This window comes from Amycolatopsis sp. NPDC051716 (assembly GCF_040681595.1).
Lineage (GTDB): Bacteria > Actinomycetota > Actinomycetes > Mycobacteriales > Pseudonocardiaceae > Amycolatopsis.
On record NZ_JBFAZA010000013.1, the window covers coordinates 203634 to 230620 of the forward strand.

A 26987-nucleotide genomic window follows, 5' to 3' on the forward strand; every position below is an offset into this window, starting at 1 on the left:
ACGTGGCTTCGAAGCCTTCCCTGCACCGCGCATCAGCTGCCGCGCCTCTGCCAGGTGCCCCGCGAGGCAGGGGATCGCCTTCCTCCCGGCCCGGCGGCCGGAAGCTTCGGCTCACGTGACCGCTCGGCCGGTGCTGTCATCCACTTCGCCCAGTTCCTGTACCTGGACCCTCGCGCGACTTCGCGGGGGATGAGGCCGGTGCCTCTGCTCATCGGCCGACTGTGGCAGGAGCCGTCGCCACCGGTGGGGGCGGAGGCTGGATCAGGCCGATGACGAAGGGCTGCAGCCCGGCGATGACGATCGTCGCGACGCCGGCCGCGAGCGCGACCGCCACGGAAGAACCCCATGCGCTCATCGACCAGAGGTTGTGGACCTCCAGGAGGCGTGCCGAGCCGTAGCGCCGCTCGGCGAGGACTTTGCGATCGGCGAGAAGGCCGAGCGTCATCAGCACCGCGAACGTCTGGACGGCCGAGAGCGCCACCTGTTTCCAGTCCGCGGAGCTGCCGGCGAAGGCGGCGTCCGCGGTTTGGGTCAGCGCGACGGCGACGAACAGCCAGAGAGCCTTGGACAGACCGGTTCCCCCTCGGAGGAGAGGGAAGAAGTAGCCGAACGTGAAGCCGTAGGCGGCCCACTTCAGCGTGGGAGGGCCGATGGCGGTGAGGACGGCCAGCACCGGGTAGTCATCGTGGAAGCTGGTTTCCAGCTCCGCGCCGACGAGTGCGAGCAAACTCCACGGTGCGCCGAGGGCCGCGGCAAGCGTCGCGCACCAGACGGCGCGCTTCCACGGCCGCCTGCTGAAAGACGAGCCGAAGGCGAGTTGCGCCGCGGTCTGCCCGGATCTTTTACGTGCGGCGGCCGAGGCACGCTTCTCCAGGTCTACAACGCGACGAAGCCCTTCATCGAAGGGGATCGTGCCTTCGGCGACCTTGTCGCGAACCTGTTTCCGGGCACCCGGCAGTGATCGCCGGGCGGATCCCGCGGCTGTGACGCCGGCCAGCATTCCGGCTCGCTGCGCGGAAGTCGCCGTCAGGACGGCGTGCGCGTGCGGAAGCTGCGTCCGAGGGAACAACGCCCAGGAAACAGCCAGCGCGACCGCCACCGTGGGAGCTGAGAAGGTGGGGACCAGCGAGTACCCGAGCAACGCGGTGAGTACTGCGACCGCACCGATCGTGCGGTGCCCGCGCAGGCTGGACTCGGCCACGACGGGACTGCGCCCGATCCGCCACAACGTGATCGTCAGGCCCAAGGCGAGCAGGAGGCCGAGGACGCCGTCGATACGGATCCCGAGCGCCAGCAAGTTTCCCCGGAAAGCACCGGGTTCGGTCAGCTCGCGCCAAGGAATGGCCAGCGCCAGGGCCGCCAGAACGGCTGCCGCGAGCCACACCCTGGGCAACGGACGTTCCAGGGAAGCGATGGAGACGAGCTGAAAGGTGCCCAGGACGAGCAGTGCACCGCCGACGACGAGCAACCCCCATTGCGCGAGGAAGGGAAGTACTCCCGCGTCGCGGACGGTGGTCGCGCCAAGCGCAGCGGGAACCAGGACCGCGGCGCAGGGAACGTAGCGTCCGCGAACAGGGCCGGCCGAGCGACACCCCGCCGTGGTGACCAAGACGATCTCCGCGGCAACGGCGAGAACCGCCAGAACGCCGAACCCCGACAGGGTCACCACGACGGCGGCTTCGGCAGGATCGGCCATACCGGTGCGCTCGGTCGGCCGAACAACAGGGAGGTAGCTCTGGCTCGCCATGAGACGCAAGATCACGACAGACAGCACGAGTGCTCCGATGATGACCACGAGCGCCCCGGCGGCCCGCGCGACCGGATGACGAGGCGTGTCACCACCACGGGTAGCCCACCGGCGGACACCGCCGGGCACAACGCAAAGGGACAAGCCGGCCAGCAGAACGACCACGCCGGTCGTCGACGGGTAGACGCGTGTCATCCACGGCAGGACACCATCGGCGATCAGCCGCCGCTGCGGCGCTGCGGAGAGAAAGGTCGAGATCCGCTCGGACACCGTGGCCAATTGCCCGGCAGCCGTGATCACGAAGTGCAGGGCGACCACCAGACCGGCGAGCCGTTCGAACCGGCGCCAGCTCGGCTTGGCCGCGACCGGCCCGAACCACCCGGCGCGGCCACCGACCACCAGGACGAGCCAGCCGGCGGACGCGACCACGGCGGTGCCGAGACCACCCAGGATCGTGAAGATATCCGACCACGGCACCGAAACCGGGAGGGAGAGCCGGGGCTGTGGCGCCGCGAACGTGGTCCTGTCGGGCGGCTCCGAGGCGAGAGTGATGGTGAACTCGCGGCCGTCGGGCTCCGTACCCTCGCCGACCAGCCGATTCGCGCTCTGTTCTTTGACCGTGAGCGGTCCCGATATCCCGGCCACGGTTCGCTGATGGGTGGTCAGGGTGACCGTTGTCGACGGTCGCTGGAACGAACCGCGGACGACGATGCTCTCGGCCGGTGGCCGGGGCGATGCGCTGGGCACACGGTGCTCGACAGCTGTCGTCGCCACCACCACGGTCGACTGGCCAGGCGTGCTGGTGATGGTCGGCGTCGACCAGTCCATGACGCTGTATTCGCTGATCCTGATGTTGCCGATCTCGGCGTTCGAGAAAGCATTCGGATCGGTTACCGCCTCGCCTCGGCGGATTCGGTCGATGAGCCCGTACGTCGTGACCGGCAGCGTGAGCTCGGCGCGCACCGAGATGGTGTTGTCGGCCTCGTCGATGTGAAAAGCCACCGAACCGGGCCGTGGGTACTCGCTCGAAAGCCACGGGCAAGGATCGCCGGGGAACTTCCCCGGCGCCAGCCAGGCCGAATCTTCGACGGAATCCGCACCGATGCGGCAGGACTGGATTCGAGGGGCGGCGGCTTGCAGGAAATCGACCGCGACGACCGCCGCACCGCCGAGCAACACCAGGAGCACCGTCGCCGACACCAACCGGATCGACCGCTGCCACGCGGCATGAGCTTTCGCGCGAGCGAAGGTGTCGGCAATGGACATCCGGCCCTCCCTGCCGTAGCCGAAATCGTCGGCGATCAACGAGTAGTCGCTCGTACCCGCCTCGATGTAACAAGTGCTGCCTTTCCTCCGGCAGCGATCGGGCAATTCGAGGGCACGATGGGAGCGCGTTCTACAGGCTCGGCCGCTGCTGGTAAATCGCCACGCCGATCTGCCTGCTGACCTCGTCGAGTTTGTCGGCCGCCGTTTTGATCTCGGTTGTGTCGGTGCCGGTGAGGGTCGTGCGCAGGACGTCGATCGCCTGGCGGGCCTGGCCCTGCATCTCGAACGGGAACTTGCCGCCGTGCTCGCGGATGAATGCCTCGAGCTGGTAAATGGACGTCTCGGCGCGGTTGCGCAGCTCCGCTTCCGCGCGGCGGCGCTGGTCCTCCTCGGTCCAGCGTTCCGCGTCGCGGACCATGCGGCCGATCTCGTCGCGGGACAGGCCTACTCCGCCGGAGATCTCGAGTGATTGCTCGCGGCCGGTGCCGAGGTCGCGGGCCGATACGTGCATCACGCCGTTGGGGTCGAGGTCGAACGTCACCTCGAACTGGGGCACGCCGCGCGGGGCCGGTGGCAGGCCCGTCAGCTCGAACGTGCCCAGGTGCCGGTTCTCCTTCGCGATCTCCCGCTCGCCCTGGTACACGCTGACCTGGATGGACGGCTGGTTGTCCTCCGCGGTGGTGAAGATCTCCGAACGCTTCGCCGGTATGCCGATGTTGCGGGGGATGACCCTGGTGAACACCCCGCCCTGGGTTTCGATGCCGAGCGAAACGGGGTTCACGTCGAGCAGGAGCGTGTCCTTCACCTCGCCCACCAGCACGCCGGCCTGCAGGGCGGCGCCGGCGGCGACGATCTCGTTGGAACTGAACCGCTGCTTCGGCGACGCTCCGTGCAGCAGCTCGCGAACGAGCCCGAGGAACGCCGGCATCCGCGCGGCGCCGCCGGCGAACAGGACGTGGTCGATCTGCGCCGCGGTGATGCCGGCTTCGCGGAGGACGTCGGTGACCGGGCCGCGGACGCGGTCCAGCAGGTCCGCCGTGATGCTCTCGAACTCCGCCCGGGTGAGGGCTTCGTCGAGGTGCAACGGCTCTTTCTCGGCGCTGACCGTGATGTAGGGCAGGGTGATCGTCGTGCGCTGCACGCTGGACAAGGCGATCTTGGCCTGCTCCGCGGCTTCCCGGAGCCGCTGCAGCGCCATCCGGTCGGCCTGGAGGTCGATGCCCCGCGCGCGCCGGAACCGGTCGACGACGTGGTCGACGATCCGCTGGTCCCAGTCGTCCCCGCCGAGCCGGTTGTCCCCGCTGGTCGCCTTGACCTCGAAGATGCCCATGCCGCATTCGAGCAGGGAGACGTCGAAGGTGCCGCCGCCCAGGTCGCAGACGAGCACCGTGGCCTCGTCGGGGGCGCCCAGCCCGGAGGCCAGCGCCGCGGCGGTCGGTTCGCTGAGCAGCCGCAGGACGTTCAGCCCGGCGATCTCGGCGGCCTCCTTGGTGGCTTGCCGCTGGTGGTCGGTGAAGTAGGCCGGCACGGTGAGCACGACGTCGGTGATCCGGGCGCTCAGCCCGTCCTCGGCGTCGTGCTTGAGCTTCGCCAGGATCCGGGCGGCGATCTCCTGCGCCGTGTAGCGCTGCCCGTCGATCGGCGGCGTTTTCCAGTCGGTCCCGATGCGCCGCTTGACCGAGCGGAACGTCCGGTCCGCGTTCGTCACCGCCTGGTTCTTCGCGGACTGCCCGACGAAGACGTCGCCGGACTTCGCGAACGCGACGACGGACGGCGTCGTCAGCGTTCCCTCGGCGTTGGGGACCAGGAACGGGCTGCGGTTTTCGAGCGTGGCGAGGGCGGAGTTGGTGGTGCCGAAGTCGATGCCGACCGCCGTCAGCTGCCGCCGCGGCGGCTCGTCGGCCTGCGGACGCTCCGGTTCGCGAGGCTCCGCCGGCGGTGTCTCGGGGACGGGCGGGGCGGCCGGTTCCTCCCGGAGTTCCCGGAGGGCTTCGGCCGCCTTGCTCGCCAGGGACCGGCTGTCGTCGTCGGTGAGCTCGGTCAGCGTCTCGAGCGCCGCCCGGGCCAGCCGCGGCTCGTCGCCCTTGATCAGCGTGACGAGCATGCCGATCGCTTCCGCCCGGTCCTGCGGCACGGGTTCCCGCAGGGCGCGGGCGACCGCGGACGGGAGAACGGTGTGCGGGCCCGCCGTCCAGGCGGCGTTGCGGGCGATCGCCAGGTCGTCGACGGTGCCGCCGCCACGGCGTTGCGGCTTGGGCAGTCCGCGGGCGTGCAGGGCGCGAAGCAGGTGGCGGTAGATCTGCGCGAGCGTGAGCAGTTCGGGGCCGTCGGTCAGGCCGTCGCCGAGGAGCCGGAGGAGTTCGCCGGTGAACGCGGTGTGGGGCGCACCCGCCGGGGCGTTGGCGGTTTCGTTGGCCGCGGAGGAGGTGAGGGTGTAGCGGCCGGGGATGTCGATCTGCCCGGACACCACGGAGCCGGGATCGGCCATCGCCTCGATGGCCCGGCCCGAGAAGCAGCAGTCGAGGATCAGGATGTTGTGGATCGCGGGGCTGTCGCGGAAGATCCGGTCGATCGTGGTGAGCGGCATCGCCGTGTAGGCGACGCGCTGGGCGCGGGTGGAGGACAGGCCGAGGTAGAGCGCGCCGTCGGCGTCGACCAAGCCGTGCCCCGCGTAGTAGACGAGGAGGGTGTCTTCGGCCTGCTCGGCGATCTCGGCCATCCGGGAGCCGAGCTGGTTGCTGTTGGCCGGATCGGTGATCACCGTGCAGTGCCGCGACGAGAACCCGCCGAGGTCCTCGCGGGTCAGGTGGTCGGCGAGCCCGTTCACGTTGCCCAGCACCCCGGGCAGGTCCGGCAGGGTCTCGTCGTCGGGGTAGCGAGCGGTGCCGACGAGGACGACGCGAGACCGCCCCGGATCGGGCAGGCGCACCGGCTACCTCTCCCGCTCGGCGTCGAGGACGCTCTTGATCACGGCTTCGGCGTCCTCGACGCGCTGAGCGGTGACCTTCACCGAGCGGGCGCCGTCCCCGGCCGTGGTGATTTCGATCGTGGTGTCCGAGCGTTGCTGCCGGAGCCAGACCGACAGCGACCGGGCGAGCACCGCCGCCGCGCCCCCGCTGCCGAGGGCCACGGTGAGCACGTCCGCCACCGCGCCCATCTCGTCCGGCGCGGGGGCGGCGCTGGTCAGTTCGAGCTGCCCCCGCAGTTCGCTCTCGGCTCTCAGCCAGGACATGAGCGGCCGGAGCCTGTCGCGGGAATCCCCCGCGGTCACCCGAATCCGTGCCTGCATCCGCGCTCCTCCGCCCGACCCCGCCCATCCAGTCAATCGTAGGACGTGGTGGCTTCGCTACACGGGAGTTGCCGGCGGGAGGTTGGACGCCTCGCTCAGGACACCGTCCACGGTGGATCAGCGCCCGGCCTCGCGGCTACCAGGGCCGCTGAGCCGGTTCGGGAACGTCCTCGTCCGACCGGCGCACCGGGCGTTCCCCGTGCTCGGACAACGCGGTGAGGACGAAGTCGGCCACCGCCTCGGGTGCCTGGGTTCCGGGCAGTCCGGCGACGATCCGCAGGGCCGATTCGCCGGCCTCCGCGGCCAGTTCCCAGCCCTGCCCGGGCGTCCAGCGCAGCAGGTAGTCGCTCGGTTCGCGTTCAGCCGCCTGGCCCGCGAAGCGGATCTGCCCGCCCGCGAAGTCGCCGGTGTGCGAGCGCGTGTCTTCCGGCTGCAAGCCCAGCTCCGCGGCCACCGCCCGCATGAGCGCGGCCGTGGACGGTTCGTCGTCGGTCATGGGCCGCCCTCCTGTCGCAGGCGGGGACTACCCGTGGGGGCGGGGTGGGAAACGCCGGACCCGCGGAACCGCACGGAGGACGGTTCCGCGGGTCCGGCCGCCGGCTACGGCGCCCAGGGAGCGTTGACGGCCCAGCTGACGTCGTCGGCCCAGGAGGCCGTCGCGTCGAAGGTGTCGGGGCCGCCGTTGCTCGCGATGTACACCGTGTTGTCGTAGTGGCGGAGGAAGCGGTCGGGGTAGTTGAACGAGGCGAAGGACGTGCCCTGGCCGTTCTTCCCGGCCTGCGGGCAGAAGGTCGCGTCCGCGCGGAAGGCCGCGCTGCCGTCCATGGGCTGGCGCAGCAGCTGATAGTTGTAGTGGCGCAGGAAGTCACCCGGGTAGTTGCGCGACTCGAACGACACGCACGACGGGTTCGCCAGGCCGCGGCGCACGATCCAGGACGCGTCGTTCTTGTCCAGGGCCGAGCTGCCCGAGCTCACCACCGACGTGACGGCGTCGTCGAACTGGTGCCGGACGTACCGCGTGGTGCAGCACGCCGTCGTGGCGCGCAGCGAGATCGTCGAGCCGGGGTTCAGCGTGCCGCCGGCCACCGGGCTCGGGCCGCCGTACCCGACCGAGACGACGTTGGCCTGCACGGCGTTGTCGGCCGCGTCGGTCGGCAGCCCGCTGGTCATCACGCCCTCGAAGAACGAGCCGATCGAGCCGTTGCTGTTGTCGCCGCCGGTGCCGAGGACGATCGATCCCTCCTGCTGCATCGGCGAATACCCGGGCTGGGCCGGTTCCGGTCCGGCGTAGCGGGTGGCGAGGCTGCCGGACTGGGCGTTGCCGTCCTTCGTGGCGAAGAAGTTCTGCCCGTTGTTCTTCAGCAGCGCGGTGACGAACGGCGCGGCGTTGCCGGTGTAGGAGCTGTTCTTGCTCGGCCCGGCGTCGGACTGGAACAGGCCGTTCTCCAGGTCGGCCTGCACCCACGGTCCCTGGCCGACGCAGGGGGAGAACCAGCACTCGGTGCCGAAGTTGATCGCGTCCATGTGGCCGTTGCCGGTGTCGGCGATGGACACCTCGGCGTTGCCGTAGTCGAAGCAGCACCGATTGTTGACGTGGGTTCCGGACGTCACCATGTACATGCCTTCGGCCTGGCCGTTCACGGCGACGCCCGAAGCCGAGGTGTGCCGGTAGCCCATGCGGCCGGAGAACGACGCGCCGTACACCGCGTGGCCGCCCGCGGTCACGGGCAGCGCGTCCGCGGGCACGCCGGAGTTCGCGGGCCCGGCGGCCCCGGCGGGTTCGACGAACAGGTCGTTGTGCCGGGGCGACTGGTCGTAGATGACGGTGATGACGCACGTCGTGCCGGTGCAGAAGGAGTCCTGCGTGGCCGCGTTGGCGTACCCGCCGGCGGCCAGCAGCCCGACGTTGGCGACGGCGCCGTCGGACGCCCGCTTCAGCTGGTAGAGCGGACCGTTGTAGGACGAGTACAGCGCGCGGGTCGTGCTGTGCGCGGCGACGCAGGCGGTGCCCGCGGCGCCGTAGATGTCGCACGGCAGGGACGTGGCCGCCTCGGCGGCTTGACCGGCGTTCAGGACGGTGGCGGCGAGCGCCAGTGCCCCGCCGGCCAGGAGGGAAGCGGTTCTCCGAGCGAACATGAAGAGCTCTCCGTTTCGAGGGTGGGGACCGGGAAAAACGCAGGGCGAAACGATTCCGCGACGCCGGCGTGCGAAATCGTCCGGGCGTGCGGAATGCGGGGGAAAGACGGTGGGGGGATCGGTCGGCCGGGCCTGTGATCAGGAGCGGAGCGAGGCTCAGGGCGAACCGGCGACGATGAGCAGCATGAAAACCTCCCTGCGGCACTGCAAGGTGTTAGCGCTAACATTTGTGCTGGAGAGAGCTTAGACGGTGAGTTCCGCGTTTGGCAACCGACGTCGTCGAATCGCCGATCGGGCGAAGTCGAGGTCATTCGGAAATCCGCGGCGAATCGGGCAACTGTGTCCACAGTGGACGTCGAGTGGGGCTTGACACCCGCCGGTGGTCATTCATACATTCGGTGTCTCTTTGTATGAATGACGGGAGTTGATCCGCATGCGGCTCGGCAAGACCGCCGTCGTCCTCGGAGGCAGTGCCGCCGGTCTCTGCGCGGCCGGCGCGCTCGCCCCGCACTTCGACCGCGTGCTGGTGCTGGAACGCGACGAACTGCCCGACGGGGCCGAGCACCGCCGCGGCGTACCGCAGAGCAAGCACCCGCACTTCCTGCTCAACTCGGGCCGGCGCGCGATCGGCGCGCTGTTCCCCGGCTTCGAGGACGACCTCATCGCGGCGGGCGGGCTGCTGCTGATGCCGTCCATGGACGCCGCCTACCTCGACGGGCCGGGCTGGTCGGCCCGCAAGCGCAGCGCCATGACGATGGTCTACGGCTCGCGGATCCTCATCGAGCGCGTGCTGCGGGACAAGGTGCGGGAACTGGCCGGCGTCGTCGTCCGCGAAGGGGTCGCGGTGCGCGGCCTGACGACCGCGGACGGGGAGATCACCGGCGTCGGCTTCACCGCGGCCGATGGCGACGAGCACGTCGACGCCGACTTCGTCGTGGACGCCATGGGCCGCGGGTCCCCGGTCGCCGGCTGGCTGGCCGCGGCCGGCTGGCCCGAGCCGGACGTGCAGACACTGGACGCCAAGGTCACCTACACCTCGCGCTGGTACGACCTGCCCGCCGAACGCCCCGCGTCCTGGTGGTGGCGCCACCTGGTGATCATGCCGACGCCGGACAAGGGCGAGCACCCCGCCGAGCACGAGTTCCTGGTCAACTTCTTCCCGATCGAGGGCAACCGCGTCATCGCCTGCATGGGTTCGTGGGGACTGGAGATGCCCAGCACCACCGACGCGTTCGTCGAGACCGCGCGCCGGGTGCGGACGCCGTTGTTCGCCGACGCCATGGACCGGTGCGCCCCCGCCTCGCCGGTCCACCTCACCCGCTCGACCGGCAACAAGTGGCGGCGCTACGACCGCCTGCGCACCCCGCCTCGGCGGCTGGCCTTCGTCGGCGACTCGATCTGCGCGTTCAACCCCTTCTACGCCCAGGGCATCAGTTCCGCGTCGGCTTCAGCCCTGCTGCTGCGCGAGCACCTGTCCCGCGCCGAACGGCTCGACGCGAGGTTCACCGCCCGCTTCTTCGCCGCGCAACGCGGATTGCTGCGCGTGCCGTGGCGCCTGGCGATGGCCCGGGACCAGGGTTACGCGTGCGCGGTGGGCACCGAACAGCTGCCGGAGTGGCGGCGGCGCATCGTCGCGGCCATGTCGGCGCCGGCGTTCAGCCTCGTCGTCGGAGCGGCCCGCGAGGACGAAGTGGTCGACGAGCACTTCGCCAAGGTGTTCAACCTGGACGAGTCGCTGGGGCAGATGCTGCGCAACCCGCGGGTGCTCGCGGGCCTGGTGCGCTACCGCGTCCGCGCGGCGCTGGGCCGGCACCGCGTCCCGTTCGGGTTCGACCCCCAGACCGAGCCGCCGGCCACGGACTACTCGACGGCGACGGCGACCGCGCGATGAGCACCGCGTGCGGACCGGACGCCGAAGCCGTCACCCGCGGTCTCGGCTTCGACTGCCACGACGTCTCGCCGGTGGTTTCGGTCCGGCCGCCGTGGGCGCTCGCCCACTGGACGATGCCGCTGCTGGAACTGCTGATCGTCGGCGGCGCGGTGTTCGCCCTGGTGCACGCCCTGCGCCGGCGCCGCGAGGGTGACCCGGTGAACCTGGCGCTGTGGTGGGCTTCGCTGGTCTACCTCTTCGTCACCGAGCCGCCGCTGTACTTCCCGGAGTGGTTCGGGCTCGACCGGCTGTACGGCTTCATCTTCGCCCACAACCGGTTCACCGTGCAGTTCATGGCGGACCGGTTGCCGCTCTACATCGTGGCGTTCTACCCGGCGTTCAGCCAGCTCGCCTACGAGGTCGTGCGCTCGCTGGGGCTCTTCCGGCGCGGTGCGCTGCGGGGTTCGGTGGCCGTGGCCTTCGTCTGCCAGGTGTTCTACGAAGTCTTCGACCACCTCGGCCCGCAGCTGAAGTGGTGGGCCTGGAACCCGGCCAACGCGATCGTCAACCGGCCGGCGCTGGCATCGGTGCCGTTGAACAGCATGCTGCTGTTCGCTTCCGTTTCGATGGCCGCCATGACCTACCTCGTCGTGCGCCTGACCGGCGGTCCGCCGCGGCGCCGGCTGGTGTGGCGGACGCTGCTGGCCGGCGTCCTGACCCCGCCGGCCATGGCGATCGCCGGGATCCCGTCGAGCTTCGCCGGCGAGAACGCGGGAGCGCGGGCGTGGATCCTCGGCGTCGAGCTGGGCCTGCTGTGGGTGGCCGGCGGGTGGATCATCGTGGCGCACCTGCGTTCCGGGGAACCGCGCGAGCCCCTCTCGGCCTTCACGCGGTGCTATCCGGCGCTTTACCTGGGCGGCATGGCGGTGTTCTGGCTGGGGACCCTGCCGGCTCACCTGTCCGCGAAGGACGGCGTCACCGCGGACGGCACCCCGATCGGCAGCGGGTGGTACGCGCTCGCGTGCTTCGCCGGAGCCGGGCTGCTGCTGCTCGCGCTGTACCGGTCGCGGGACCGCGCCCCTGCCCCCGCCTGAGCGACCGTTCTCGGGGAAGATGGCGGCATGGGGCACCACGGATGGCAGGGCAACCCGCCCGGCACCGAAGACGAGGCACGCCGCCGGATCGTCGAAGCGGCGACGGCGTGCCTCGACCGGGCCGGGCTGGCCAAGACGAGCCTCTCCGACGTCGCCGCCGAGGCGGGCGTCACCCGGCAGACCGTGTACCGCTACTTCCCGGGCCTCAAGGACATCCTGCGGGCCGTCGCGCTGGCCGGGGTCGAGGAGTTCGCCGGGCGGATGGAGCGGCACCTGGCCACGTTCGGCACGGCCGCCGAAGCCGCGGTGGAGTCCGTGGTGTTCGCCGTCCGGACGCTCCCCGGGGAGCCGCACATGGGCCTGCTCCTGCAGGCGGGCGAAGCGGACTTCTTCACCGACGGCGTCGTTTCGCCGCTGGCGTTTTCGTACGGCGCGCGGATCCTCCGCAACCTGCCGGTCGACTGGGCGGCCGCCGGTATCGCGACCGACGAGGACCTCCGGGGTCTCGCCGAAGTCCTGATGCGGCTGTTCCTGTCGTTCCTGCAGTACCCCTCGACACCGCCGCTCACCGACGACGAGCTGCGTGCCCTGGTCCGCCGCTGGATCGGACCGGGGCTGCGCGGGTGAGGGGCCGCGGGTTTCCGGAAACCGTGCGCTGAATGCGCTGACAATTCATGACAACGCCGACAGTGTGATGCCTCCCACGCCGCCGGGAATGCCGACGGCGGTGGCCAGGGTGTTCAGCCCTCGCCACCGCCGTTGCGGTGATCTCTCCCCAGTGATCTCCCGGCCACCTCGTTTACTTCTTGGCGGCGGCGACCTTCTTGCGCGGCGCCCGCTTGCGCGGCGCTGCGACGGGCGCCTCGGCCTCTTCGACCTGGGCCTGCTCGTAGGCGGCGATCACCTCGGAGGACAGCCGGCCCCGCTCGGAGACCTCGTAGCCGTTCGCGTTGGCCCAGGCGCGGATCTGCTGGTTGCGCTCGCGGTCGGTGGTGCTGGTCGTGGTCGACTGCCCGGTGGCGACGCGGACCTTGCGGCCGCCGATGCGCCGGCCGGCCGCGATGTAGCGGGCCAGTTCGTCGCGCAGGGCGCCGGCGTTCTCGTCCGAAAGGTCGATTTCGTAGGTGACGCCGTCGAGGCCGAACTGAACGGTCTGGGCAGCGGTGCTGCCGTCGATGTCGTCCAGGATCTCGACGAGGACTTTCTGGGCCACGGGAATGCTCCTCAGCTGGATGTGCGTCCGGGGGAACGCGACGTGTGACAAGTTGCACAATGGTCGGCGTTCTTCGGTCGAGTGTATCCACCCGAGGAGAGGTACGGCAATTTCCTACCGGTAACGCGGAACGGCGGCGGCCCGGGGTGGTCCTGAAAGGACCCGCCACCGCCGTTCCGGACGGGTCGCGGCTTTCGCCCGGCGACGGCGGCGCGGCCGCAATACCGGCGGAAAATGCCGCCGGGAATCTACGTTCCGGACGGCGTGGAGCCCTGCTCGCCGTGGTGGTAGGGCGGATCCGTCTCGAGCGCCTCGTCGGCGGCTCCTTCGGCGGGATCGGCCAGATGCGCCTCCGCGGCGGCTTCTTTCGCCTCTTTGATGAGCTCCCGGCTGTGGGCGAGGTCCGCTTCGGGCCGGTTTTCGTTCTCCGTCATCGCGGCTCCTTGCCGTCGGATTGCGTTCTCTGCCGGACGGCTACCCGCGAAGGCCCGAACGCAACCGTCGGGGACCGGGGGGTGGAAAGGGCCGCGGGGCGTTCACCCCAACGAGTGGCCGCGGTGAATTGTTCGGCGGCCGGCGGGGGATCGGGTGAGCCGTGACCGGGACCGGTTCCGTGGTGCGGGAGGGGTCGGGAATTGCGGCGGCGGTTAGGTGGCCGATGTCCTGTGTGGTGGCCGCCGGGTTCGGGACGCGGGTGATGGGCGGCGTTCAAGCCGCCGGAGAGTGGACCGGAGTGGATCGGTGGTCCGGCAAGACCAAGTTCGCGCGGCAAGCTGTGAGCGGCGATCTCAGCCTGGTTTGCGCGCGAACGGCCCGCGGTGGCCGGGGGCGGTCCGGCGGGTGGGGATTCGCTGGGCTGGTGCCGGAACGTGGGTGGTACGCGGGCACGGGCCCGCCGGAATCACCGGGGCGCCCGGTGGATTGGGCTGGTGGCGGAGCGCCGATGGCTTGGGTGGTGCGTGGGCACGGCCCTGTTCGGAATCGCCGGGGCGCCCGGTGGATTGGGCTGGTGGCGGAGCGCCGATGGCGTGGGCGGTACGTGGGCACGGGCCCGTTCGGAATCGCCGGGGCGCCCGGTCGGTTGGGCTGGTGGCGGAGCGCCGAAGGCTTGGGCGGTACGTGGGCATGGCCCCGTTTGGAATCGCCGGGCCGCCGGTGGGTTGGGCTGGTGGCGGAGCGCCGATGGCGTGGGCGGTACGCGGGCATCGGCCATGCGGAATCGCCGGGGGCCTGGTGGATTGAACCGGCACCGGAGCGCCGAAGGCTTGGGCGGTACGTGGGCATGGCCCCGTTTGGAATCGCCGGGGCGCCTGGTGGATTGGGCCGGCGTCGGAGCGCCGATGGCGTGGGCGGTACGCGGGCACGGCCCCGTTTGGAATCGCCGGGCCGCCCGGTCGGTTGGGCCGGCGTCGGAGCGCCGATGGCGTGGGCAGTACGCGGGCATCGGCCATGCGGAATCGCCGGGGCCTGGTGGGTTGAACCGGCGCCGGAACACGGGTGGGCCGGCCGCACCCTCGGCCCGCGAGGGTCTTCGCGGGACCGCCGGGCGATTCGCGGGGCCGGTTCCGGAACAGGAGAGGCCCACCCTGGCACCGCCCGGTGGGCCCTTCACCCGCTCCCGGAACGCCGGAAGGGCCCCGCACCAGGCAGGTGCGGGGCCCTTCCGATCGTCGCCAGGGGTGTTACTTCTTCTTGGCGGCGGAGGTGCGCTTGGCCGGGGCCTTGGCAGCGGCCGGCTTCTTGGCCGCGGCGGTCTTGGTCGCGGCCGGCTTGGCGGCGGCGGTCTTGGCCCGCGTGGTGGTCGCCTTCGCCGTGGTGGCCTTGGCCGCCGTGGTCTTGGCGGCGGTCTTCGGGGCCGCCTTGGTGGCGGTGGTGGCCTTGGCGGCCGGCTTCGCCGCGGTGGCGCGGGTCCGCGTGGTGGTCGGGCGCGTGGTGGCCGGCTTGGCCGCCGCTGCGCGGGTGGTGCGGGTCGTCGTCGCCTTGGCCGGCGCGGCGGCCGCGGCGGTCTTGGTGGCGGTCGCCCGCGTGCTGGTGGCGGCGGTGGCGCGCTTGACCGGGGTCGCCTTGGGCAGCTTCTTGGTGCCGGAGATGACGTCCTTGAAGGTCGTGCCGGCGCGGAAGGCGGGCACGTTGGTCTTCTTGACGCGGACGGCCTCACCGGTGCGCGGGTTGCGGGCGGTGCGAGCGGCGCGGGCGCGCTTCTCGAACACCCCGAAGCCGGTGATGTTGACCTTTTCGCCCTTGTTGACCGTCCGGATGATGATGTCCACCAGACCGTCAACGGCCTGCGAAGCCACCTTCTTGTCGCCCAGACGCTCCGACAGCGCCTCGATCAGCTGGGCCTTGTTCGTCATTCCAGTCCTCCATAGTGGAACTACTAGTCACGGCCCATCTCGGCCGACACTGCACACGGTATTACCAATACCGCACAAAATCCAACCGGGGGTCGAAATATTTCCTTGTACGGGGGCGGGTTCCGCCTCCGGAGAGCCCCGGTCCGGAGGCCGCGCGGTGCGCGACCCGGACTCCCGCCATGCCCCTGAACAGGCAAAACCCGGTGGGGGAGCCGTCCACAGTGGTCGTCCATATAGGACTCGAGGCCCTTCCGGAGAACTTTTCCCGCGACACGCCGGTCCGGGGTGTCGCGGCGTGTGTCCGAGCCCACCCGGGCCCGATCCCGCGCAACGGCGGGGGATCGCGGGCCTCCCGCGGGGCCCTCCGGCGCCGCTTCGCCGTGGAGCCAGGCGGAAGCGGCGCCCGTAACGCCGCCGCCGTCCGGCGCGACCCCCGGGCACGGCGTTGCGCCGCAACCGGGTACGCCCCCGGGAATGCCTGTGGCGGGGACGAAAGGCACTCCCCGAAGGGTGAGCTCACTCGTTCGGCGCAGTCTTGGCCTGCGGCGACGCCGTGGCGGCAACGCCGTGTTGGCCGTGGGACTGTCGGTCCGGCGGGCTAGTCTGCCGCGGGAGGAAGCGCCGGGTGAGACAGGGAGAACCGTGGACCAGGAGACGCTCACCACCGTGGTCGGCCGGGTGGCAGGCACCGAGGACTCGACGCCGCTGCAGTTCTGCGTGGCCATCGATCCGGACGCCTATCTGCAGCTCGACGACGTCGTCGTCACCCGGCGGGATCTCCCGGGGCTCGGCGAAGTCACCTCGTACGGCGTCGTGACGCAGGTGAGCGCGCGGCACGAGGGCGCCAGCTTCGGCAGCGACGTCTTCCTGATCTCCGACGGGGTCCTGCCCGCCCAGGTGCAGGAGATCGCCGAGATCGCCACCACCCGCGTCGAGCCCGAATGCTACGTGCCGCCGCGGCCGGGGGCGGTCGTGTCCCGTGCCGTGGGAGAGGATCGCGCACAGGCGCTGTACTTCGACAACATGACCCGCCAGGTGGCGGTCGGCCTGGGCCGGGACGGCGAACCCGTCTACCTCAACATGGACTTCCTCGACGGCACCCGCGGCGCGCACGTCAGCATCAGCGGCGTCTCCGGCGTGGCCACCAAGACGTCGTTCGCGTTGTTCCTGCTGCACTCGATCTTCCGCGGCGGCGCCCTGCCCAACGCCCACAACGCCAAGGCCCTCGTCTTCTCCGTCAAGGGCGAGGACCTGCTGTTCCTCGACACCCCGAACGTCCACCTCGACGAGAAGCTCAAGGCCGAGTACGCCAAGCTCGGCCTGCCCGCCGAGCCCTTCGCGTCGACCGGGTTCTTCGCACCGCCGACGCCGTCGGACACCACGGGCAAGCCGCACGTGACCGGGCGGACCTCGGGCGTCGGCGCGTTCTGGTGGACCATCGCGGAGTTCTGCGCCAAGGACCTGCTGCCCTACGTCTTCGCCGACGCCGAGGACGAACGCAACCAGTACACGATGGTCATCCACCAGGTCGCGAACCGCCTGCGGCTGGACAGCACCCCGGCGGGCAAGGACGGCGCCGCGAACGTCGACGGCGTCCTGTGCCGCACCTACGCCGAGCTCGTCGACGTCGTCTGCGACCGCGTCACCGACGAGGAAACCCGCGCGAGCTGGGCGGGTGCGGTCACCGGCGCGGGCACGGTCAACGCCTTCATCCGCCGCCTGCGCTCGAGCCAGCGCGCGCTGTCCGGCCTCATCCGCGGCGACCTCGCCGACCACCCGGCGCGCCAGTTGTCCACGGAGAACCAGCAGGTGACCGTGGTGGACATCCACAACCTCGTCGAGCGCGCGCAGCGGTTCGTCGTCGGCGTGACGCTCGCCGCGGAGACCGCGCGCAAGGAGGCGGCCGGCCCGGGCGGGCTGTTGTTCACGATGCTGGACGAGCTGAACAAGTACGCGCCGCGGGAAGGCAGCAGCCCGATCAAGGAGGTGCTGCTGGACATCGCCGAGCGCGGCCGCTCCCTCGGCGTCATCCTGATCGGCGCGCAGCAGACCGCCAGCGAGGTCGAGCGCCGGATCGTCAGCAACAGCTCGGTCCGCATCGTCGGCCGCCTCGACGCCGCCGAGGCTTCGCGGCCCGAGTACGGCTTTCTCCCGGCCAGCCAGCGGGTCCGGGCGACGCTCGCCACGCCGGGCACGATGTTCGTGAGCCAGCCGGAGATCCCGGTGCCGATCGCCGTCGGCTTCCCGTTCCCCGCCTGGGCCACGCGGCTTTCCGAGGCCGGGACGATCCCCACGACCACGGCCGCCTCGAAGAAGAGCGATCCCTTCGCCGGGCTGCCCACGCGCGGCAGCGACCCCTTCGGCGACGACCCGCCGCCGTTCTGAGCCGGCTGCCCACCACCCGAACGGAAGGATGAAGGGTGAAGTTCCTGCACACCTCCGACTGGCACATCGGCAAGACGCTCAAGGGGCGCAACCGCCTCGACGAGCAGCGGGCCGTGCTCGGCGAGATCGTTCGGATCGCGCGGGACGGGCAGTTCGACGCGATCCTCGTCGCGGGTGACCTCTACGAGACGTCGGCGCCGTCGGCGGCCGCGCAGGAACTCGTGGTGCGGGCGCTGATGGCGCTGCGCGAAACCGGTGCCGAGGTGCTGGCCATCGCCGGGAACCACGACCACGCCGCGACGTTCGAGGCGTACCGCCCGTTGCTCAAGGCCGCGGGCATCCAGCTCACCGGCGATCCCCGCCCGGTCCACGACGGCGGCGTCGTCTCGTTCGACGCGCGTTCGACGGGCGAGCGCGTCAACGTCGCCGTGCTGCCCTTCCTTTCCCAGCGCTACGCGGTGCGCGCCGCCGAGCTGCTCGCGGGGACCCCGGCGGACAACGTCGGCGAGTACGACCAGCGCGTGCGCGACATCCTGGAGCACCTCAAGTCCGGGTTCACCCCCGGCGCGGTGAACCTCGTCATGGCGCACCTGACGGTGACCGGCGGGGCGATGGGCGGCGGGGAACGCGCGGCGCAGTCCATCTTCGAGTACCACGTGCCCGCCACGGCGTTCGGCGCCGATCCGCACTACGTGGCGCTGGGCCACCTGCACCGGCGCCAGTCGCTGCCCGCCGCGTGCCCGGTGCACTACAGCGGTTCGCCGTTCGCGGTCGACTTCGGCGAGCAGGACAACACCAGCGTCGTGCTGTCGGTGGAGGTGAGTCCGGCCACGCCGGCGAAGATCACCGACATCCCGTTGACGGCCGGGCGGAAGCTGCGGACCGTCCACGGCACGGTGGCGGAACTGATCGCCCGCGCGGGGGAGTTCGGCGAGGACTACCTCCGCGTCTACCTCCGCGAAGCGACCAGGGCCGGGCTGCGCGAGGAGATCCAGGAAGCCCTGCCGAACGCCCTGGAAATCCGCATCGACCCGGAGTTCGCCGCGCCGGTGACGACCTCGGGCGGCGACCGCGCGATCGCGGACCGTTCGCCCGGCGAGCTGTTCGCGAGCTACTGCGCGGAGCGAACCGTCGAGGACAAGCGTGTGCAGGCGCTCTTCGCGCGGCTGCACGACGAAGAGACGAGCGGGGTGTGACATGCGGCCAGTGCTGCTGGAGATGACCGGCTTCGCGTCCTTCCGCGAGAAGACCGAAGTCAGCTTCGAAGACACCGATTACTTCGCGCTCGTCGGGCCGACCGGCGCGGGCAAGAGCACGGTCATCGATGCGCTCACCTTCGCGTTGTACGGCTCGGTCGCCCGGTGGGACCACGAAGGCCTCGTCGCGCCCGCGCTCGCCCCGACGGTGAACCGCGCCACCGTGCGGCTGGTCTTCGACGCGGGCGGCGCGCGCTACCACGTCGTGCGCGAAGTCCGGCGCAGCGGCGGCAAGAAACCCACGGTCAGCGTCAAGAACGTCCGCCTGGAACGGCTGATCGACCCGGCCGCGCTCGGCGGGCCGGAGGACGACGCCGACGCCGTGGCCGCGGATTCCGAAGTGACCCCGGCGGTCGAACGCCTGCTCGGGTTGACGTTCAAGCACTTCTGCACCTGCGTGGCGCTGCCCCAGGGCGACTTCGCCGAGTTCCTGCACGCGAAGGCCGCCGACCGGCAGAAGATCCTCATCAAGCTGCTGGGCCTGGAGGTCTACGAGCGGATCGGCCGACGAGCCGGCGTGACGGCGGAGCAGCAGAAGCAGCGTGCCGCCGTCCTCACCGAACAGCTCGGCAGCTACGCCGACGCCACCGAAGAAGCCGTCGCGGAGCTGGCGGCGCGAATGGCGGCGCTCGCGGAGCTGGACGCGCGGCTGACCGCGGCCCTGCCGGGGTTGAACGACGCCACCCGCGCGCACGACGAGGCCCGGCAACGCGTCGGCACGCTCACGGCGGAGCTGGAAGTCCTCGACGCCGTGGAACGCCCGGACGGCGTCGAAGACCTCGAAACCCGGCGTCGCGACGCGGCGGACGCGGTCACGACCGCCCGGGGCGCGTTGGAGACGGCGGAAACGGCCGACGAAGCCGCGCGTGCCGCCCTCGCCGCGGCGCCCGCGCGCGGTGAACTGGAGCGGATCCGCGCCGACCGCACCGAGCTCGAGGCGACCGAGGCGGCCCTCCCGCGGCTCGAAGAAGCGGCGAAAACGGCGTTGCGGACCAAGGACGCCGCCGCCGTCGCGGTCACCGAAGCCCTCGCCGTCGTCGAGACGGCCCGGCTGAACCGGGACTCGACGGCCCGTGCCGCGGAGGACGCCGCCGCCGAAGCCGGGCGGGCCCGCCAGGACCGCGACCGGCTGGCCGGGCTGCGGCCGCCCGCGGATCTCGGGGACCTGTCGGCGGATTCGGCGCGCGTGGCGAAGCGCACGGAGGCCGCGGCCGCCCGCCTGAGCGCGGCCGAGGCCGCCGACGCCGAAGCGCGGGCGGCGTTGGCCGCCCAGCCGGACGTCGCACCGCTCGCCTCGGCCCGCTCCGATGCCCGCACGCTGTATGCGGTGTGCGAGGCGCAACGGAAAGCCGCCCCCGAACAGGCCGCGCGCCGGACGGAACTCGAAGCCGCGCGAAGCACCTTCGCCCGCACGGACGCCGAAGTGACGGCGGCGAAGACCGCGGTGACGGAGGCGGAACGGGCCGGGCAGGCGCTGAGCCTGCGGGCCGGCCTCGCCGTCGGGCACCCGTGCCCGGTGTGCGAGCGGGAAGTCACGGCGCTGCCCGACGCCGGCGGGCACGCCCACCTGGCCGAGGCCCGGGACCGCCTCGAGCGCGCCGAGCGCGAGCGCGCCACCGCCGAAGCGGCCGTGCGCAAGCTGGAACGGGCCGTCGACCGCGACGCCGACTCGGCCGCGTCGGCGGCCGCCCAGGCGGAGGAACTGCGCGTGGTGCTGGCCGAGGTGGCCGGGCCGCCGGAGTCGGCCGTGCTGCTGCGGCCGGTCGAGGCGGTTTTCTCCGAGCGGGATTACGCGGACCTCGTCGCCGCCGTGCGCGAGCGGGGCGAGTGGCTGTCGAAGACGATCGACGGCCGCGCCCGCGTCGCCGAGACCGCGAACGCCGCGGACAAGGAACTGGCCGCGGCTCGCGCCGAACGCGCGGCGGCGCAACACGAGGCCGACGCCGTCGAGAAGTCCTTCGCGGCGGCCAGGGAAGCGCTGCGGGCCGCGCGCGACCCCTTGGTGGAGCTGGGCGCGCCGGCCATCGACGGCGACGACGTCCCGGCGGGCTGGCAGCGGCTGACCGCGTGGGCGGCTTCCGCGCTGGCGGACCGGCGGACGGCACTGGCCGCGCTCGAAGCGGCCGCCGAAGCCAGGGGCAAGGAAGCCGTCGTCGCGGCGGACGACCTCGCCGCCGCCGAGCGGAACGCCGAGGAGCGGCGGAAGCGGGCCGTCGACGCGGGCCTGGCCGAACAGGCGGCGGCCACCGAATTCGCCACCGCCCGGCGTCGCCGCGGCGAACTGGCCGCGGCGCTCGACGGCGCGCCGTCCGCCGCCGTCGTCGCCGAGGAGCTGGCGAAGGTCGCTGCTCTGGAAGAAGCCGCGAAGCACGCGGACGAGGCTTTGCGCACCGCCCGGGTGGCCGCGAAGCGCGCCACGGAAGCCCAGGCGGGCATCGGCGCCGAGGTCGACGCCGCGCGGCAGCGGCTGTCCCGGGCGCGCGATCCGCTGGTCGGTCTCGGCGCTCCGCCGATCAACGGCGAGAGCCTCCTCGACGCCTGGACCGCACTCACGGGTTGGGCCGCCGGCCAGGCGAAAGCCCATCGTGAGCTGCTGGCCGTCGCGAAGACCGCCGAAGGCGAAGCCGCCGAAGCGTTGCAAGCGGCCGAACGCGCGGTCGCCGGCGACGTCACCGCGCTCGGGGTCGCCGTGCCGGAGGGGCCGGTGCGCGACCGCGTCCCGGTCGCCGTCGCGGCCGCGCGGGCGCGCGCCGAAGCCGACCACACCGATATGAAACGGCGCGTGGCGCGGGTGGCCGGGCTGCACGAAGACATCGCGGCGGCGGAGTCCGACGCCCAGGTCGCCCGGTTGCTCGCGGATCTGCTGCGCTCGGACAAGTTCCCGCGCTGGCTGATCGCCGGGGCACTCGACACGCTGGTCGCGGAGGCGTCGGCGTCGCTGCTGGAACTGTCCGGCGGCCAGTTCGAGCTGACCCACGACAAGGGCGACTTCCTGGTGGTGGACCACAACGAGGCCGACGCCCGGCGCCCGGTGAAGACGCTGTCGGGCGGCGAGACGTTCCAGGCGTCGCTCGCCCTGGCTCTCGCGCTGTCCTCGCAGCTGGGCGCCATGGCCGCCGAAGGCGCGACCAAGCTGGAGTCGATCTTCCTCGACGAAGGTTTCGGGACGCTCGACGAGGCCACCCTCGACGTCGTGGCGTCCACTTTGGAGAACCTCGCCGCGTCCGGCTCCCGGATGGTCGGGGTGATCACGCACGTGCCGGCGCTCGCCGAGCGCGTCCCGGTGCGGTTCCTGGTCACCCGGGACGGCACCGGCTCGCACATCGCCAGGGAGGGCGCATGACCGCGGTGGCCGGGATGAACTTCAGCATCGACGCCTGGGACCCGGGCTACGGCAGCTCGATGGAGGCCGAGGACCTCGGCCGCTCGCAGGCCGAGGTCGAGCTCGACGTCGAGGTCCCGGAGGCCGAGTGGGCGCCGATCGACCCGTCGCCGGTGTCGCCGCCGGAGGCCGTGCTGTTCGTCGACGGCGTCCGGCGGATCGACGCGCGCGTCTGGATCGACGACCCGGCCGGCACGAACTCGGCGTCCATCGGGATCTGCGCGTCCTACGCGGCGGGGGTCGTGTGCTGCTGCGAGGGCCAGGCGCACGTCGTCGGCACCGACGTCCGGCGGGGGCTGTTCACCGTCGCCCCGCGGGCGGACGACATCGCCACCCCGGCCGGGACGTACACGGCGTACCGCGCGGCGGCCAAGGAGGACAAGCCGCTGCCGGTGGTGCTGTCGTCGGCGTTGCAGGAGCAGCTGGCCGAAACCGAGCTGGAGACGGCGATCCGGGCGCGCACGGCGATCGACGGCCACGTGCGCGGCGACCTGCTGGTCGTGGACGGCCCGCTGCGCGGCCGGGCGCACCTCGACCGGGCCGTCGGGTTCATCAAGAGCCACCAGACGACGTACCTGCCCGGTGAGCTCAACGCGATGGTCGGCCGGCTCGGCCCGCACCAGCGCACGCCGGTGTTCCTGATGGGTACCACGTGGGTCCGGCACTCGTGGTACCTGCGGCTGCCCTCGGCCGGCGGGCCGCCGTGGTCCGGGGTCGTGCGGGTGGAGGCGGCGCCGCACCTCGGGCGCGAGCAGGTCGCCGAGCTGGCGAACGTCACCCAGTCGGTGCTGGGGCGGTTCGCGTCGGTGCCCTACAAGGACTCGCGGGCGCCGCAGAACCTCTACCCGATCGCCGGGCTGGAGCGCGACCTGCGGCACCGGCTCGGCGACCAGCAGTTCGTGTACCGGGCGCTGCGCCTGGCCGCGGTTCGCTGACGCCGGTCCCGGGCCGCCCTCGAGAGTCCTCTGTGGAGGGTCGGGCGGCGACCCGGCTCTTGGTCTGCGCTTCCGCCGTCGTCGGCAGCGCGACCGTCGTCATGCTCGTGGCCATTAGGCCGATCAGGGTCTCTTGACCATGGTCGAGCCTCCTCTCGCCGGTGGTCCTTCCGCGCTTGAGCCGGGTAAACAGCCGGGTTCCGGGTCGGTTCAAGGATGTGAACAGGAATCGAGTCTATGTTTCCTAGTCACATATGAGTTAGCTTGTTCGCCGTTGGTCCCGTCAGCGGCGAGGGAGACTCGATGCGCACCGGCCCGTTCGTTCTTGTTGCGGTTCTGGGGTTGTCACTGGCGGCCCCGGCGGCCGCCGAGGCACAGCCCTGGCGAGACGTCCGCCAGTCACCCGACCGCCGGGCCGCCGCACTCGTCGCGGCGATGACCCTCGACGAGAAGATCTCCCAGCTGCACCTGCAGCCCGACGCCGAGCACCAGCGGTTCGTGCCACCGATCCCCCGGCTGGGCGTGCCGGGGTTCCGCATCGCCAACGGCCCGGCGGGCATGGGCCCGGCCGACGACAAACCGCAGAAACCGGCGACCGCGCTCCCGGCCACGATGGCGCTGGCGTCGACCTTCGACACCGATGCCGCCCGCCGGTACGGCCGGCTGATCGGCAGCGAAACCCGGGCGCTCGCGCACAACGTGTCCGAAGGGCCCGACATCAACATGGCCCGCGTCCCGCGCAACGGCCGGACGTTCGAGGGCATGGGGGAGGACCCGGTGCTCGCCGGCGCACTGGCCGCCGCCGACATCCGCGGGATCCAGGAGAACGGCACCATCGCCGAGGTCAAGCACTACGCGGCGAACAACCAGGAGACCGACCGGCACGGGGTCGACGAGCACATCGACGAGCGGACGCTCAACGAGCTCTACCTGCCGCACTTCGAGCAGGCGGTGACCGAAGGGCACGCGGGCTCGGTGATGTGCGCGTACCCGAAGATCAACGGCGTGTTCACGTGCGAGAACCCGGCGCTGCTGCAGGACAAGCTGCGCGACGACTGGGGGTTCAAGGGGTTCGTCCAGTCGGACTGGGGTGCCGCGCACAGCACCGTGGGGTCGGCGAACGCGGGCATGAACCTCGAAATGATCGACGGCACCTGGTACGGCGAGAAGATGAAGCAGGCCGTGCTGGCCGGGCAGGTGAGCGAGCAGCGCGTCGACGAGCTGCTGCTGCCGCGGTTCCGCACGATGTTCGCCTTCGGCCAGTTCGACCACCCGCCGGTGCTCACGCCGCTCCCGGCCGCCCGGCACGACGCCGCCGCGAAGGAGTTCGCCGAACGCGGCATGGTGCTGCTGCGCAACGAGCACGCCCAGCTCCCGCTCGATCCCGCGGTGAAGTCCATCGCCCTCATCGGGCCGTTCGCCACCAAGGCCAAGACCGGCGGCGGGGGCAGCTCGGCCGTCATCCCGACGTCCACAGTGGACCCGCTGCCGGGCCTGCGGCAGCGCGTTCCGGGGGCCGCGGTGACGCTGGACGACGGCAGTGACGTGCCGCGCGCGGCCGCGCTGGCCCGGACCGCCGACGTCAGCGTGGTGATGGTCGGGGACAACGAGGCCGAAGGCAAGGACCGGCCGAGCCTGGCCCTGGACGGCACCCAGGACGCCTTGGTGGCCGCCGTCGCCGAGGCCAACCCGCACACCGTGGTCGTGGTGAAGAGCGGCGGCCCGGTGCTCATGCCGTGGGCGTCGCGCGTGCCCGCGATCCTCCAGGCGTGGTACCCCGGCCAGCAGGACGGCGCGGCGGTGGCGGGCGTGCTCTTCGGCGACGTCAACCCGTCGGCGAAGCTGCCGATCACGTTCCCGGCGGCGGACGCCGACACGCCGGCGAACACCCCGGCGCAGTTCCCCGGCGTCAACGGCGTCGCGACGTACTCGGAGGGCCTGCAGATCGGCTACCGGTGGTTCGACGCGCAGGGGCGGGCGCCGCTGTTCCCGTTCGGCCACGGCCTGTCGTACACGACGTTCGCCTACTCCGGCCTGTCGGTGCGCAACACCGGCGACGGCGCCACGGCGACGTTCACGCTGCGGAACACCGGGCACCGGGCGGGCGCCGAGGTCGCCCAGCTGTACGTGGGCTTCCCGTCGGCCGCGGGCGAGCCGCCGCGCCAGCTCAAGGGCTTCGAGCGGGTATCGCTGGCGCCGGGGCAGGCCCAGCGCGTGACGATCCGGCTGGACGCGCGCGACTTCTCGGTCTGGGACACGGCGACCCACGCGTGGGAGCCGGCGCGCGGCGCGTTCACCGTGTCCGTCGGCGGCTCGTCGCGGTCCCTGCCGCTGCAGGCCCCGCTCGTGCGGCGGTGAGGTCTCAGGCCTTGCAGCCGGGTGCGGTGGCGGCGGCGAGCATCAGCTCCGGGGACGCCGCCATCGCGCCGACCGGGTCGTAGGTGCCGTCGACGTCCTGCTGCGCCTGGAAGAGGGCTTGGCCGGCCCGGTCCTGGGCCGCCGTGTTGTCCGGCTTCGCGCGGTCGAGCTCGTCCTTCGCTCCGGCGGCGCGGTCGCGGGCCTGGGTGAACTTCGTGACGAAGGCCTGGCGGACGGTGTCGCCGAGCGGCACGGGCGCGGGCGGCAGCGCGGCGAGCTTGCCGGCGGTCTCGCCGGTGCGGGCCGCGATGCCGCCCAGCGTCATGCTGAGCGCCTTCTGCGACTCGGCGATCGACGTGGGCGTCGGCTGCTGGGGGGCGGCTTCCCGGTTGGTGCGCTCCCGGTAGCCGTGGACGGCGGAGCAGAAGCCGTCCGTCCAGCGCACGGCGGCCGGATCCGCGGCCGACGCGGACGTGACGGCCTCGACCGGCCTGAGGTTCTGGGACGGCGGGGGCCCGGCCGCCGTGGTCCCGCACGCGGACAGCAGCAGAACGGAGCCGAGCAGAACAGCAGTCACCTTCATGGATGCCCCCTCGCGTTTGCCGGGTACACGCGCGAGCGGGCCGGAAGGTTGAGTCAGGCGGCGGCGAGGGTGCCGCCCACCGCCCGGAGGCCCTCGGCGGTGAGCTCGGCCCGCGTCCACTGCCCGACGGCGACGGCCCGCACGGGCCGGATCAGGCCGGCCCGGGCCAGCTGGTGGGCGGTCGCCTGGTCGCAGCACGGCAGGCCGTCGACCCGCAGGTCGGGTTCACAGCTGCAGGTGAGTTCGGCCCGCCCCGCCCCGACGGCCCGCAGCATCGCCATCGCCCGGCGATTGAGTTCGGTGTTCATGGTGGTCATCCCCCTCTGGTGGTGCTGACAGAGAGGAGACGTGGCCGCCGTCACCGAATACGCCACTTCGCCCACGGTCACCCGAACGGCGCTACGGGCGCTTACCCCACCGCTGGTCGTCCGGTTCCTCGCCGCGTTGCACCGCTTCGAGGTAGGCCCGGTCGACGGCGAAGCGGGCCGCGATCTCCGGCCCCTCGGCCACGGCGCCGTGCCCGGGGATCAGGACGTCGACGTGCCGGACGGCTTTTTCCAGCCGGTCGAGCGCGGCCGAGTAGGCGGCCTCCTGGCCCGGGCGGCGAGGATCGAGCAGCGGGATCAGGACGTCGGAGAGCATGTCGCCGGCGATCAGGACGCCCCGGTCGGCGAGCAGGAGAGCGGCGTGCCCGAGGGCGTGCGCGTCGTGCTCGAGAATTTCGCCGGGGATCGGGCCGCCGTCCGCGGGCAGCGGCGTGACGAGCGCGATCAGGTCAACGGGAATGTCCGGCGCGGTTTCCAGCGCCATGGCCCGGGCTCGTTCCCGGGCTTCGGCCGCGATGCCGGCGTTGGCGGCGGTGGCGTAGCGGGGGACGTCACCGAGGCGGGGGTGCCAGAGCAGGTGGTCGAAGTGCGGGTGGGTGGAGAACCCGGCGACGACGGGACTCCCGAGCCGGTCCAGGTCGTCGGCGAGTTCGTCGAATTCGGGACCGTGGATACCGGGGTCGACGACGATCAGCCCGTCGTCCGTCTTGACGACGGTGGTGTTGCTCCAGACCCACGCGCTCTGCCGCACCCACACGCCGTCGGCCACCTGATTCAGCATCGGCCCACCGTG

General features: G+C 71.9%; 18 protein-coding genes and 2 pseudogenes. 8 read left to right on the plus strand and 12 right to left on the minus strand.

Annotation, left to right across the window (positions count from 1 at the left end; genetic code table 11):
• Nucleotides 1-208 precede the first annotated feature (208 nt).
• The 6 genes and pseudogenes from AB0M30_RS20190 to AB0M30_RS20215 form a co-directional block, all read right to left on the minus strand.
• A complete protein-coding gene (locus AB0M30_RS20190; RefSeq protein ID WP_364585609.1) occupies nt 209-3052 on the minus strand; it encodes a hypothetical protein in 2844 nt (947 codons plus the stop codon).
• 112 nt (nt 3053-3164) lie between these two features.
• Nucleotides 3165-4892: pseudogene (gene dnaK / locus AB0M30_RS20195) on the minus strand (molecular chaperone DnaK); the annotation flags it as partial.
• Between the two features lie 417 nt (nt 4893-5309).
• Nucleotides 5310-5942, minus strand: a pseudogene (locus AB0M30_RS20200) (caspase family protein); the annotation flags it as partial.
• A gap of 3 nt (nt 5943-5945) precedes the next feature.
• The gene (locus tag AB0M30_RS20205; RefSeq protein ID WP_364585611.1) at nt 5946-6302 is read right to left on the minus strand and encodes a hypothetical protein; all 357 of its coding nucleotides are present in this window, start codon (nt 6300-6302) and stop codon (nt 5946-5948) included.
• 136 nt (nt 6303-6438) lie between these two features.
• On the minus strand, nt 6439-6798 hold the full coding sequence (locus AB0M30_RS20210) for a DUF6292 family protein (protein ID WP_364585613.1): 360 nt from the start codon (nt 6796-6798) through the stop codon (nt 6439-6441).
• A 104-nt stretch (nt 6799-6902) separates the two neighbouring features.
• Entirely contained in the window at nt 6903-8438 is a 1536-nt protein-coding gene (locus AB0M30_RS20215; protein WP_364585615.1) for an alpha-L-arabinofuranosidase B, read from the minus strand.
• Between the two features lie 433 nt (nt 8439-8871).
• Between AB0M30_RS20215 and AB0M30_RS20220 the strand changes: the two genes are divergently transcribed.
• From AB0M30_RS20220 to AB0M30_RS20230, 3 genes are read left to right on the plus strand one after another with little or no spacing between them, the layout of a single operon-like run.
• Nucleotides 8872-10329 (plus strand): hypothetical protein, encoded by a 1458-nt coding sequence (locus AB0M30_RS20220; protein WP_364585675.1) that lies wholly within the window; start codon nt 8872-8874, stop codon nt 10327-10329.
• Nucleotides 10326-11402 carry a hypothetical protein gene (locus AB0M30_RS20225; protein ID WP_364585617.1) on the plus strand — a complete coding sequence of 359 codons (1077 nt, stop codon included), beginning with the start codon at nt 10326-10328 and terminating at the stop codon, nt 11400-11402. The genes AB0M30_RS20220 and AB0M30_RS20225 overlap by 4 nt, the downstream gene beginning before the upstream one ends.
• A 27-nt stretch (nt 11403-11429) precedes the next feature.
• The gene (locus tag AB0M30_RS20230; RefSeq protein WP_364585619.1) at nt 11430-12029 is read left to right on the plus strand and encodes a TetR/AcrR family transcriptional regulator; all 600 of its coding nucleotides are present in this window, start codon (nt 11430-11432) and stop codon (nt 12027-12029) included.
• A 172-nt stretch (nt 12030-12201) separates the two neighbouring features.
• Here the strand turns inward: AB0M30_RS20230 and AB0M30_RS20235 are convergent, their stop codons facing one another.
• The 3 genes from AB0M30_RS20235 to AB0M30_RS20245 all read right to left on the minus strand — a co-directional run bounded on the left by AB0M30_RS20235 (nt 12202) and on the right by AB0M30_RS20245 (nt 14969).
• Nucleotides 12202-12615: an Lsr2 family protein gene (locus AB0M30_RS20235; protein WP_364585621.1), complete on the minus strand. Its 414-nt coding sequence runs from the start codon at nt 12613-12615 to the stop codon at nt 12202-12204.
• A 248-nt stretch (nt 12616-12863) separates the two neighbouring features.
• Nucleotides 12864-13049 carry a hypothetical protein gene (locus AB0M30_RS20240; protein ID WP_103335481.1) on the minus strand — a complete coding sequence of 62 codons (186 nt, stop codon included), beginning with the start codon at nt 13047-13049 and terminating at the stop codon, nt 12864-12866.
• Nucleotides 13050-14297: 1248 nt separating this feature from the next.
• Nucleotides 14298-14969 carry an HU family DNA-binding protein gene (locus tag AB0M30_RS20245; RefSeq protein ID WP_364585623.1) on the minus strand — a complete coding sequence of 224 codons (672 nt, stop codon included), beginning with the start codon at nt 14967-14969 and terminating at the stop codon, nt 14298-14300.
• Between the two features lie 642 nt (nt 14970-15611).
• Here AB0M30_RS20245 and AB0M30_RS20250 point away from each other — a divergent pair.
• From AB0M30_RS20250 to AB0M30_RS20270, 5 genes are all read left to right on the plus strand, one after another.
• Nucleotides 15612-17354, plus strand: coding sequence for an ATP-binding protein (locus tag AB0M30_RS20250; RefSeq protein WP_364585625.1), 1743 nt, complete (start codon nt 15612-15614; stop codon nt 17352-17354).
• A 35-nt stretch (nt 17355-17389) separates the two neighbouring features.
• Nucleotides 17390-18550 carry an exonuclease SbcCD subunit D gene (locus tag AB0M30_RS20255; protein ID WP_364585627.1) on the plus strand — a complete coding sequence of 387 codons (1161 nt, stop codon included), beginning with the start codon at nt 17390-17392 and terminating at the stop codon, nt 18548-18550.
• A gap of 1 nt (nt 18551) precedes the next feature.
• The gene (locus tag AB0M30_RS20260; protein ID WP_364585629.1) at nt 18552-21953 is read left to right on the plus strand and encodes an SMC family ATPase; all 3402 of its coding nucleotides are present in this window, start codon (nt 18552-18554) and stop codon (nt 21951-21953) included.
• A complete protein-coding gene (locus AB0M30_RS20265; protein ID WP_364585631.1) occupies nt 21950-22927 on the plus strand; it encodes a hypothetical protein in 978 nt (325 codons plus the stop codon). The genes AB0M30_RS20260 and AB0M30_RS20265 overlap by 4 nt, the downstream gene beginning before the upstream one ends.
• A gap of 303 nt (nt 22928-23230) precedes the next feature.
• Entirely contained in the window at nt 23231-25285 is a 2055-nt protein-coding gene (locus AB0M30_RS20270; protein WP_364585633.1) for a glycoside hydrolase family 3 C-terminal domain-containing protein, read from the plus strand.
• 4 nt (nt 25286-25289) lie between these two features.
• Here the strand turns inward: AB0M30_RS20270 and AB0M30_RS20275 are convergent, their stop codons facing one another.
• The 3 genes from AB0M30_RS20275 to AB0M30_RS20285 form a co-directional block, all read right to left on the minus strand.
• Complete coding sequence (locus AB0M30_RS20275; RefSeq protein WP_364585635.1) at nt 25290-25868, minus strand: hypothetical protein; 579 nt, start codon at nt 25866-25868, stop codon at nt 25290-25292.
• Between the two features lie 53 nt (nt 25869-25921).
• The gene (locus AB0M30_RS20280) at nt 25922-26176 is read right to left on the minus strand and encodes a hypothetical protein (protein ID WP_364585637.1); all 255 of its coding nucleotides are present in this window, start codon (nt 26174-26176) and stop codon (nt 25922-25924) included.
• A gap of 91 nt (nt 26177-26267) precedes the next feature.
• The gene (locus AB0M30_RS20285) at nt 26268-26975 is read right to left on the minus strand and encodes an MBL fold metallo-hydrolase (protein ID WP_364585639.1); all 708 of its coding nucleotides are present in this window, start codon (nt 26973-26975) and stop codon (nt 26268-26270) included.
• Nucleotides 26976-26987 lie beyond the last annotated feature (12 nt).

Bases quoted from the DNA above. Each gene is read 5' to 3' on its own strand.
- AB0M30_RS20205 (WP_364585611.1), bottom strand. From the start codon at position 6,302: ATGCAGGCACGGATTCGGGTGACCGCGGGGGATTCCCGCGACAGGCTC.
- AB0M30_RS20210 (WP_364585613.1), bottom strand. From the start codon at position 6,798: ATGACCGACGACGAACCGTCCACGGCCGCGCTCATGCGGGCGGTGGCC.
- AB0M30_RS20215 (WP_364585615.1), bottom strand. From the start codon at position 8,438: ATGTTCGCTCGGAGAACCGCTTCCCTCCTGGCCGGCGGGGCACTGGCG.
- AB0M30_RS20220 (WP_364585675.1), top strand. From the start codon at position 8,872: ATGCGGCTCGGCAAGACCGCCGTCGTCCTCGGAGGCAGTGCCGCCGGT.
- AB0M30_RS20225 (WP_364585617.1), top strand. From the start codon at position 10,326: ATGAGCACCGCGTGCGGACCGGACGCCGAAGCCGTCACCCGCGGTCTC.
- AB0M30_RS20230 (WP_364585619.1), top strand. From the start codon at position 11,430: ATGGGGCACCACGGATGGCAGGGCAACCCGCCCGGCACCGAAGACGAG.
- AB0M30_RS20240 (WP_103335481.1), bottom strand. From the start codon at position 13,049: ATGACGGAGAACGAAAACCGGCCCGAAGCGGACCTCGCCCACAGCCGG.
- AB0M30_RS20245 (WP_364585623.1), bottom strand. From the start codon at position 14,969: ATGACGAACAAGGCCCAGCTGATCGAGGCGCTGTCGGAGCGTCTGGGC.
- AB0M30_RS20260 (WP_364585629.1), top strand. From the start codon at position 18,552: ATGCGGCCAGTGCTGCTGGAGATGACCGGCTTCGCGTCCTTCCGCGAG.
- AB0M30_RS20265 (WP_364585631.1), top strand. From the start codon at position 21,950: ATGACCGCGGTGGCCGGGATGAACTTCAGCATCGACGCCTGGGACCCG.
- AB0M30_RS20270 (WP_364585633.1), top strand. From the start codon at position 23,231: ATGCGCACCGGCCCGTTCGTTCTTGTTGCGGTTCTGGGGTTGTCACTG.
- AB0M30_RS20275 (WP_364585635.1), bottom strand. From the start codon at position 25,868: ATGAAGGTGACTGCTGTTCTGCTCGGCTCCGTTCTGCTGCTGTCCGCG.
- AB0M30_RS20280 (WP_364585637.1), bottom strand. From the start codon at position 26,176: ATGAACACCGAACTCAATCGCCGGGCGATGGCGATGCTGCGGGCCGTC.
- AB0M30_RS20285 (WP_364585639.1), bottom strand. From the start codon at position 26,975: ATGCTGAATCAGGTGGCCGACGGCGTGTGGGTGCGGCAGAGCGCGTGG.